8 protein-coding genes are annotated in these 8,717 nt (G+C 69.7%); 5 read left to right on the top strand and 3 right to left on the bottom strand.

The annotated features are described in order from the left end of the window. The coding region (locus C1I98_RS30480; RefSeq protein ID WP_111170836.1) for a chitinase at window positions 1-1,009 on the top strand (1,009 nt) is incomplete at its 5' end. A gap of 724 nt (window positions 1,010-1,733) precedes the next feature. On the opposite strand, the gene C1I98_RS30475 is transcribed toward C1I98_RS30480, so the two are convergent. Both C1I98_RS30475 and C1I98_RS30470 read right to left on the bottom strand, forming a co-directional pair. Beyond that, window positions 1,734-2,411 carry a 5-formyltetrahydrofolate cyclo-ligase gene (locus C1I98_RS30475; protein ID WP_233508322.1) on the bottom strand — a complete coding sequence of 226 codons (678 nt, stop codon included), beginning with the start codon at window positions 2,409-2,411 and terminating at the stop codon, window positions 1,734-1,736. Between the two features lie 56 nt (window positions 2,412-2,467). Further along, the gene (locus C1I98_RS30470) at window positions 2,468-3,628 is read right to left on the bottom strand and encodes a helix-turn-helix transcriptional regulator (RefSeq protein ID WP_111170834.1); all 1,161 of its coding nucleotides are present in this window, start codon (window positions 3,626-3,628) and stop codon (window positions 2,468-2,470) included. 113 nt (window positions 3,629-3,741) lie between these two features. Between C1I98_RS30470 and C1I98_RS30465 the strand changes: the two genes are divergently transcribed. Both C1I98_RS30465 and C1I98_RS40780 read left to right on the top strand, forming a co-directional pair. Then, window positions 3,742-4,113, top strand: coding sequence for an ATP-binding protein (locus tag C1I98_RS30465; protein WP_146607727.1), 372 nt, complete (start codon window positions 3,742-3,744; stop codon window positions 4,111-4,113). 106 nt (window positions 4,114-4,219) lie between these two features. Next, on the top strand, window positions 4,220-4,444 hold the full coding sequence (locus C1I98_RS40780; RefSeq protein ID WP_146607725.1) for a hypothetical protein: 225 nt from the start codon (window positions 4,220-4,222) through the stop codon (window positions 4,442-4,444). On the opposite strand, the gene C1I98_RS30460 is transcribed toward C1I98_RS40780, so the two are convergent. Next, window positions 4,425-5,243 carry a TrmH family RNA methyltransferase gene (locus C1I98_RS30460; RefSeq protein ID WP_111170832.1) on the bottom strand — a complete coding sequence of 273 codons (819 nt, stop codon included), beginning with the start codon at window positions 5,241-5,243 and terminating at the stop codon, window positions 4,425-4,427. The genes C1I98_RS40780 and C1I98_RS30460 overlap by 20 nt on opposite strands. A gap of 425 nt (window positions 5,244-5,668) precedes the next feature. Between C1I98_RS30460 and C1I98_RS30455 the strand changes: the two genes are divergently transcribed. Both C1I98_RS30455 and C1I98_RS30450 read left to right on the top strand, forming a co-directional pair. Continuing rightward, a complete protein-coding gene (locus tag C1I98_RS30455; RefSeq protein ID WP_233508321.1) occupies window positions 5,669-7,471 on the top strand; it encodes a substrate-binding domain-containing protein in 1,803 nt (600 codons plus the stop codon). Between the two features lie 183 nt (window positions 7,472-7,654). Next, a partial coding sequence (locus C1I98_RS30450; RefSeq protein ID WP_111170831.1) for an RNA polymerase sigma factor occupies window positions 7,655-8,717 on the top strand: 1,063 nt, incomplete at its 3' end.

The raw sequence follows: 8,717 nt of genomic DNA, 5'->3' as shown, positions 1-8,717 counted from the left end.
CACCCCGACCGTGACCCCCACCGTGACCCCGACGGTCACGCCCACCGGCGACGCCACCTGCCCGGTCAAGAGCCGCCCCGCGGGCAAGGTCCTCCAGGGCTACTGGGAGAACTGGGACGGCGCGATCAACGGCGTCCACCCGCCGTTCGGCTGGACTCCGATCAACAATCCCGTGATCGCCCAGCGCGGCTACAACGTGATCAACGCCGCCTTCCCGGTGATCCGCTCCGACGGCACCGTGCTGTGGGAGGACGGCATGGACGTTACCGTCAAGGTCGCCACCCCGGCCGAGATGTGCGCGGCCAAGGCCGCGGGCGCCACGATCCTGATGTCCATCGGCGGCGCGACGGCCGGCATCGACCTCAGCTCCGCCTCCGTCGCCGACCGCTTCGTCCAGACGGTCGTGCCGATCCTGAAGAAGTACAACTTCGACGGCATCGACATCGACATCGAGACCGGCCTCACCGGCAGCGGCAACATCAACCAGTTGTCGGCCTCGCAGTCCAACCTCATCCGGATCATCGACGGCGTGCTCGCCCAGATGCCGTCCAACTTCGGCCTGACCATGGCCCCGGAGACGGCGTACGTCACCGGCGGCAGCGTCACCTACGGCTCGATCTGGGGCGCGTACCTGCCGATCATCAAGAAGTACGCCGACAACGGCCGCCTGTGGTGGCTGAACATGCAGTACTACAACGGCAGCATGTACGGCTGCTCCGGCGACTCCTACTCGGCCGGCACCGTGCAGGGCTTCACCGTCCAGACCACCTGCCTGAACAACGGCCTCACCATCCAGGGCACCACGATCAAGGTTCCCTACGACAAGCAGGTCCCCGGCCTCCCGGCCCAGCCCGGCGCGGGCGGCGGCTACATGAGCCCCGGCCTGGTCAGTCAGGCGTGGAACGCCTTCAACGGCCAGCTCAAGGGCCTGATGACCTGGTCCATCAACTGGGACGGCTCCAAGAGCTGGTCCTTCGGCAACAACGTCAAGTCCCTCCAGGGCCGCTGACGCGAACGTGAGGGGCCGCCCCGGGCGCTCGGGGCGGCCCCTCACCCCCTACGCACGGCGATCACATCACGGCGGCACCCACGGCATTTGCCATCCGGACAGCCGGTAAAGCCCCCCCGACTTTGTACCCCAAGCGCCGACTGTGGGCTATACGCTCCCGATATGTTACGCGACCCACTGTTACCCCCTCCCCTCCTTCCATGGAGAGCACGAGCCGGTTCGTTACCCGCAGTGCCCGGCGGTTGGGAGGAGTCCCCTGCGACGCTCCACCGCCTCCTAGAGCAACTGTAGGTGCGTCCGGCGTTCGAGAGCTTGCCGAGGCCGTACGTAAGCAGATCCGTGCTCCGCTTTCCCCCGCAGAGTTGTCCGCGCTCTTTTCGGGCGATGCACAAGAGCTTCTTCAGGAAGCATGGGACCGTACTTCCGGTGAAATAGAGCTTCTCGCTGGAGTCTTCCGGGTTCTCTACAATGAGGCGACCAATATAGACCGTGTATTCGGGGCGCGCTACCGATAGAGGTCATCTACAGCACTCTTCGGAACGATGCGGTCGTACAGCCGGATATTACCCAGATCAAGCGAGCACTGGACCTCCTGACCTCGTCTCTCGTTCGCGCCGTGATCAAGGAAGGCGACCGTTATCGTGCCGCTGAGAAGCCCGCTACAACCGCGCTCCGGCTGCATAGCCTAGGGGATGCTCTCGCCCAAGTGGATTCCATCTAGTAGTCACCCGTGTAGCCCTTGGCGGCGCGCGGCGAGGATGGGGATGGCGGCGATCTTGTCGGCGGGCATAGTGGACCAGTTCAGCCCGTGCGGGCGCGGTACACGCGGGCACATGATGATGTCTTTTTCCGTGAGAATCATGTCCACCCGGAAGTCGTGCCCGCCTTCGGGTAGCGGCTCGTCGACGACCTGAAGTGGGTGAACCGTTGTGACGATCACCGTCGCGTCGGTGACCAGGCCCTCCTCGATGAGGAGGGCCACTTCGATGTCGGAGTAGCCGGCGCCCTTGCCGAGGCGTACGCCCTGCCGGTCGACTGCCACGGACCCGCACACGACCAGATCGATCGGAAGCATCCGCTCCGGACCGACTCGTGGGCTCGCCTTCGCGGCAGTGCGGCTCGAGGCGGCCTGGTCGGGCGGAAGCGTGGAATGCGCGGGGTCGATGAGATAGAACGGCTCGATGGTGGCGATCTTCGGGACCGCCATGTAGAGGATCTTCCCTTCGGCCAGGGCACGCGCCCGGACGGGGAGTTGCGCGGAGTCGGGATTGGCCTTGACCGTACGCGCCAGCCGCCATGCGTCCGTGGTGGCCAGGCGCTCAGCGGCCTTGTCCGAGCCGGTGAACCGGGGGATGTGGCCGCGTGGGTCGGACGGGAGACCCCGGCATCGATCAGTGCCCACCAGACGCGTTCGCGGACCGCGTTCTTGTCGTCGCCGAGGCTCATATGGTCAGTTCATCACGCTGCCATCAAGCAGAACAGACGATCGCCGACCTCCTGAGCCCACCGCTCATGACGCCACGGCGACAACTCCCGGCCCGCCGTGAACGCGATGTTGAACCCGCCACCACCACGCGTCGCCTCGATGAGGTCGATGGCCTCGTGCAGGGGACCGCATGCCTCCTCTGCCCTGCCTTGCCGCAGGCGGGCGAGTGCCAGGTTGCCCAGTACGATCGCCTGCGACTTCTTCCCACGAACCGGTTGACGCGCCGACGCGGCCAAAATCCGTTCGGCCTTGTCGTTCAGGCCGAGAAACAGGTAGCAGGACCCCGCCAGACGGCCGAACTGGCTCGGCGAGAACAGGTGACGGGCTTCATCGTCTCTGCCGAGGCGGGCAAGGGTGTCCTCCGCCGCGCCGAGGGCCTTCTCACAGTCCCGTCTCTCCCCCAACATCGCGTACGCCTCGCCGACGTGCAAGAGCCCGAGGCCGGTGAGCACGTTGCCCGGGGAACGGCCGGCGGTCACCGTCTCCTCGCAAAGACGGAGCCCTTCCCGGACGTTCTTCGTGCCGTACAGGGCCACGAAGCCTTTTCGGAGTTGGGCGTGCGCTTCGAGCATCGGGTCCCCGGCCTCGCGGGCGGCGTCGATGGCCTGGTCGAAGTACCGTACCGGCACGGCGTGATCCCGCCTTTGCGACGCGTCCCACACGAGCCGGCCCATGAGAGTCGCCGACTCGGCGGCGGATGTGCACAGCTCACGGCGGATACGCCGGTTCGGCGCGGAGGCGCGCAGGAGTGCCACCTGACTGTGGCAGCGGCCCGCGTCGGCGATGAGGGAGGTCGAGGGCGACGAGTCGTACTCGGCGGTGAGGTGCTGTACGCGTTCGGCCCGATGGGCCGCCGTGACCAGGTCCACGGCCGCCGGTTCAGCAAGCGCGCGGGCGAGTCGTTCGGCTTCGGGCCGCTCGTCGGCCTGGCAGGCGAGGTACGCGTCCACATCTTCGAGCGACACCCGGAGGACGGCGGCAAGCTTGGGCCGGTGCCAAGGACGCGGTTCGCGTTCTCCACTCTCCCAGCGCACGACCGTCGAGCGTTCGACACCGAGTGCGTGCGCCAGCTCCTCCTGCGAGAAGCCCAGCGTCTTGCGGCGCTGGATGAGCCGTTGCCGACGTCCTGACATGGTGCGATTCCTCCCGCGAGGCTGACAGGAACCTTCGTCGGAGTATCCCTGCCGGACGCACTGGTCCGCAGGTCAATGCCACATTGGTGCGCCAGATCCCGCACGGTTGTGCTGTGGAGCGCGGGCTATGGGAGGGCGTTACCTACGGAACCATGACCAGCCAACTGACCGGCCATGACAGTGAGACCTTGTCATGGAGCCGCACGCTGCTGCCGATCGCCCCGTCCGTTCCCGAGGCGCGGGAGCGGGTGCGGCAGGCGCTCGGCGAATGGGATCTCGACCATCTGAAGTGGCGGACGGACCTGTTGGTGACCGAACTGGTGGCGAATGCCATCAAGCATGCACATACCGGCGGCGCTCACGTCACGGTCCTGGTGATGTCAGGGGGGACACGCTCCGGATCGAGGTTCGCCATCGGGACGTGGACCACCTCCCTGTACGGCGGCGGCCCCGTCCCGGTGACGAGAACGGGCACGGACTGTTGATCGTCGAGACGTACGCCGACCGCTGGGACGTCCACCTGGACGAGGGCGGCAAGGCGGTCTGGTGCGAACTCGACGTTCTTCCTCACCAGAGCGGCGAGGAAGGGCCGTGGTGATACGCGATACCGAGGGGCGTGCGCTCGCCGCCACCCTCCAGCGGCGGAACCCCGGCTGGTTGATCATGTGGTCGCCATGGCGTCGCGGCTTCTCCGCCTTCGCCTGCTGGAACCCTGGTCGGTCCATCGTGATCGACGCACGCGGCCCCGAAGAACTACTTCACCTCATGCTCACGGAAGAGATGACAACCGGCCCGGTCAGCTCGTCGAGCGGGTGAGTTCGTGGCAGGCGATGGCGGCGGCCGCGACGACGTTCAGGGAGTCGACGCCTGCGGACATGGCTTCGGGGCTCATCGGGATGCAGACGGCCTCATCGGCCTCTTTCAGCCAGTGGGAGGACAGGCCGTCGCCCTCGGAGCCGAGCAGCAGTGCGATCCGGCCCGCCCCGGGGATCGTGGCCAGGGGGGTGGCCTGCTGGTCGGGGGTCAGCGCAAGGGTGCGGAAGCCCGAACGGCGCAACTGGGACAGGCCATCGTACCAGTCGTCCATGCGGGCGTACGGGATGGAGAAGACCGCGCCCATGGAGACCTTGATCGCGCGGCGGTAGAGCGGGTCGGCGCAGCGGGGGGACAGGATGATCGCGCCGACGCCGAGCGCGGCGGCGCAGCGGAAGATGGCGCCGACGTTGCCGTGGTCGACCAGATCCTCCAGTACGACCACGCTGCGCGTGGGCGGGGCGAGCAGGTCGGGGACCGCGGGGAGCGGGAGGCGGCGCATCGCGGCGAGCGCGCCGCGGTGGACCTGGAAGCCCGCCACGTCGCGGATGACCTCGTCGGACGCCACGAACACCGTGGTCTCGCCCAGGGCGTCGGCCAGGGCGTCGAGCCTGCGCCGGGTGGTGAGCACCGATTTGACCGGATGGCCGGTGGCGATCGCGCGCCTGATGACCTTTTCCCCCTCGGCGATGAACAGGCCGCGTTCGGCCTCAAGGTTCTTGCGCAACTCGACGTCGCGCAGCCGGGTGTAGTCGGCCAGGCGGGGATCGGCGGGGTCGGTCACCTCCACGAGCTGGAACATCCCCGCATCCTCCCATGCGACGCATGGTGGAAACGGGTCCAGCGGTAACCGGTTCTTTGCGCTGCCTAAAATCAGTGACGCGATGTGCTGGGTAAGGTACTTAGCGCTGTCGGCGGCCGAGAGCGGGCGGACAGGAGGTCACGGTGCCTGACCGGCGTGTTCGCCCGCTCCCGGCCGCGTCAGCAGCCCTCTCCCGTTTTCGGCCGCGGCCGCGGCGCTCCCCCTGAACCATCCGGACACGCCTGACGCGAACGCGGTCCCGCGCGTGATTCTGCTCCTTTAGAGGCGGCCCTTCTGCACCTTTAGCGCTGCTTTGCCACAATAAGCGCAGCAAGTAGGGTTTCAGGAACATCGCCACCTGTCTCTGGATAGGGTGTCCCCCCGCATCCACCGAACGGCTCAATAAGGATTAAGAAGAGGACACCGTGGGCGGACGCCACCGCACAGACGACTCCGGCGCGGGCGACTACGGATACCGGCCGCCGCGCCGACGGACGAGCGCCGGGCGCGTGCTCGTGCCGCTCGCCGGTTCCGTCGCGCTCGCCGTACTGCTGGGCGTGGCGGCCTTCGTGATCGTCAACCGCGACGACGACAAGGGCCGGGGCCAGAGCCAGGAGTGCGCGGGCGGTGAGCTGGCCGTACGGGTGGTGGCCGCGCCGGACATCGCGCCGGCGGTGAGCGCGGTCGCGCAGAGGTACAACGCCGCCAAGCCCGCCGCGGGCGGCAAGTGCGTGCGGGTCGGCGTGCAGGCGCAGTCCGCGCCCAGCGTGGCGAACGCGCTCGCCGGGAGCGGCCTGACGGCCGGCCGGACCGACGCGGACCTGTGGATCCCGGACTCGCGCATGTGGCTGGACCTGATGCGGGCGCGCGGCGCGAAGCCGCCGGCGGCCGAGGACTCGATCGCCGCCTCGCCGATCGTGCTGGCCGCCTCCCGGGACTCGGTCGAGGGCCTGCGGCGCACGCTGGGCGAGCCGAGCTGGGCGCAGGTGGCCGCCGCCGCCGACGTAACCGACCCCGACGGCCTGGCCAAACAGGTGCGCGTGGTCACCCTGGACCCCCGCCAGAACGCGGCCGGTCTCGGCGCGGCCCTGGCCGCCGCCGGAGTGCTGCGCGCGGGCGGCAAGGAGGACCGGCTGATCGGCGCGCTCAAGCAGCTCTCCCGGTCGCTGGCGGGCTCGCCCGAGTCGCTGCTGGCCAGCCTGGACGTCAAGTCGCGCAGAGCGCCGGTCGGCGTCGCCACCGAGCAGGGCGTCTGGAACTTCAACACCCGGCAGAAACCGGCCTCCCCCGTCGTACCCCTGTATCCACAGGAAGGGACCGTCAGCCTGGACTACCCGCTGGTCTTCACCGCCACCGACGCGACCGCGAAGGGCGCGGCCAAGGGGTTCGCGGCGGAGTTGAGCGACGCGGCGGGCCAGAAGGTCATCCGCGACCACGGGTTCCGCACCCCGGACGGGAAGGGCGGCGCGGCCCTGGCCGAGAACGCCGGGTTCGCGGCCGAGCCGCCGAAGGCGCTCGCCGCCCCGGACGCCAAGGCCGCCGCCGCGCTCACGCAGTCGTGGTCGCGCCTCAACCTGGGCACCCGCCTGCTGGCGCTGTTCGACGTGTCGGGCACGATGGCGCTGCCGGTACCGGGCGCGGGGGCCGATCGGATGCGGGTGATCTCGCGGATCGGCACCGAGGGGCTGCGGCTGTTCCCGCCGGACAGCGAGATCGGCGTCTGGGAGTTCTCCACGCACTTGGACGGCCAGGGCACCGACCACCGCGAGATGGTGCCGGTCGGCCCGCTCGCCGAGAAGGTCGGCGGGGTGCTGCGCAAGGACCTGCTGGCCGGCAGGCTGGCGGAGGTACGGGCCCGGCCCACCGGCGACACCGGCCTGAACGACACGATCGCCGCCGCCTACGAGCGGATGACCGAGGACTACCGGGCCGACAAGATCAACACGATTCTCGTCCTCACGGACGGGGCGGGCAACGACGACCCGGACGGCGGCCTGTCCGACGAGGAGGTCGTGCGGAAGCTCAAGGAGCAGTACGACCCGGCCAAACCGGTCAGCATCCTGATCATCGCCTTCGGCCCGGACGCCCCCAAGGGCCGGGCGCGCATGGACGCCATCGCCTCGGCGACCGGCGGCGAACTGTTCATCGTCAAGGACGTGTTGCAGGTACGGAAGATCTTCGTGGAGAGCATGAAGCGCCGCATCTGCGCCCCGCACTGCGAGGGCTGATCCCGCCCCGCAGCATGGAGGCGGGCATTCCGCAGGGAATATGCCTTCTTGCTATGCCAGGACCATACATTTCTCGCCAGGACAACCCACCCCCGGGACGTAGGCGTCCAACGCACGTGGGGCCCTGGCGCGGGCAGGTGAACGACACCCGCGGACGTGCCCGTTCTGCGTGGAGGAAGATCTGTGCCCGGATGGCCCAACACCGGTCGTAGCGATGACCACCTTCTGGCCGAGGCGCTGCGGCGCGCGGACGCGCACGCGCCCGCCGACCTGTACGACGCCTACGGCGAACGTCTCTACGACTACGCCTGCTCCCAGCTCCCCCGCCCGGAGGCGGCGGCCGAGGCGGTACACGACGCGCTGGTCACCGCGCACGAGGCGGCCGACCGGCTGGGCGATTCCAGGCGGCTGCGCGCCTGGGTGTACGCGCTGACCCGCCACCAGTGCGCCGCGCGGTCGCGCCGCCGCGGCGGCACCCCGCCGCTGAGCGCCCCGGTGCCCGGCGACCACGACGACGACCCCGAAGACGAGATCGACGACCCCGAGCTGGCCGATCTGGTCTTCGAGGTGCTCGGCGAGCTGGCCCCAGGCGAGCGGGAGGTCCTGGAGCTGGCCGTACGGCACGCCCTCGACGACGCCGAGGCCGCGGCCGTGCTGGGCCTGACCACCCGCCAGATCGGGGCCGGGCTCGGCCGGGCCCGCGACCTGCTGGAGCTGGCCGCCGCCGCGGTGGTGCTGGCGAGGGTCGGCCGGGCGCACTGCCCCGACCTCTCCGCCATGGTCGACTCCCTGGAGGGCCCGCTCCCGCCGCTGCTGCGCAAGCGGCTGTCCGCGCACATCGGCGACTGCGAGGTCTGCCACGAGCTGCGCCACCGGCACGTGTCGGCCGAGCGGCTGCTGGAGGCGGTGCCGATCGCCTACCCGCCGCTCTCGCTGCGCCGCCGGGTGATCGACACCTGCGTGAGCCCGGACCGCGAGCAGACCAGGGAGGCGATCGCGAAGCGCACCGAGCGGCTGGACAAGGCCGGGTTCCCGATGCCCGCCGAACGCCGTTCGCGCCGCCGGCCGCGCCGGCTCACGGCGCTGGTCATCGCGGCCTCGTGCGTGCTGGCCGCGGTGAGCGCGGTGGTCGTGGTGTACGGCACGGCCGAGCCGGCCGGTGTACGCGCCGCGCCCGCCCCCGGCGGGCCCTCCGTGTTCACCCCCGGCACGGAGCCCACCACGGCGGACCAGGCCCCCGGCGACC

Source organism: Spongiactinospora gelatinilytica (genome assembly GCF_003236385.1).
GTDB classification, from domain to species: domain Bacteria; phylum Actinomycetota; class Actinomycetes; order Streptosporangiales; family Streptosporangiaceae; genus Spongiactinospora; species Spongiactinospora gelatinilytica.
Note: the sequence above shows the minus strand (reverse complement) of the source record. Positions and strands in the feature narration are given on the sequence as shown.

Bases quoted from the DNA above. Each gene is read 5' to 3' on its own strand.
- C1I98_RS30470 (WP_111170834.1), bottom strand. From the start codon at position 3,628: ATGTCAGGACGTCGGCAACGGCTCATCCAGCGCCGCAAGACGCTGGGC.
- C1I98_RS30460 (WP_111170832.1), bottom strand. From the start codon at position 5,243: ATGTTCCAGCTCGTGGAGGTGACCGACCCCGCCGATCCCCGCCTGGCC.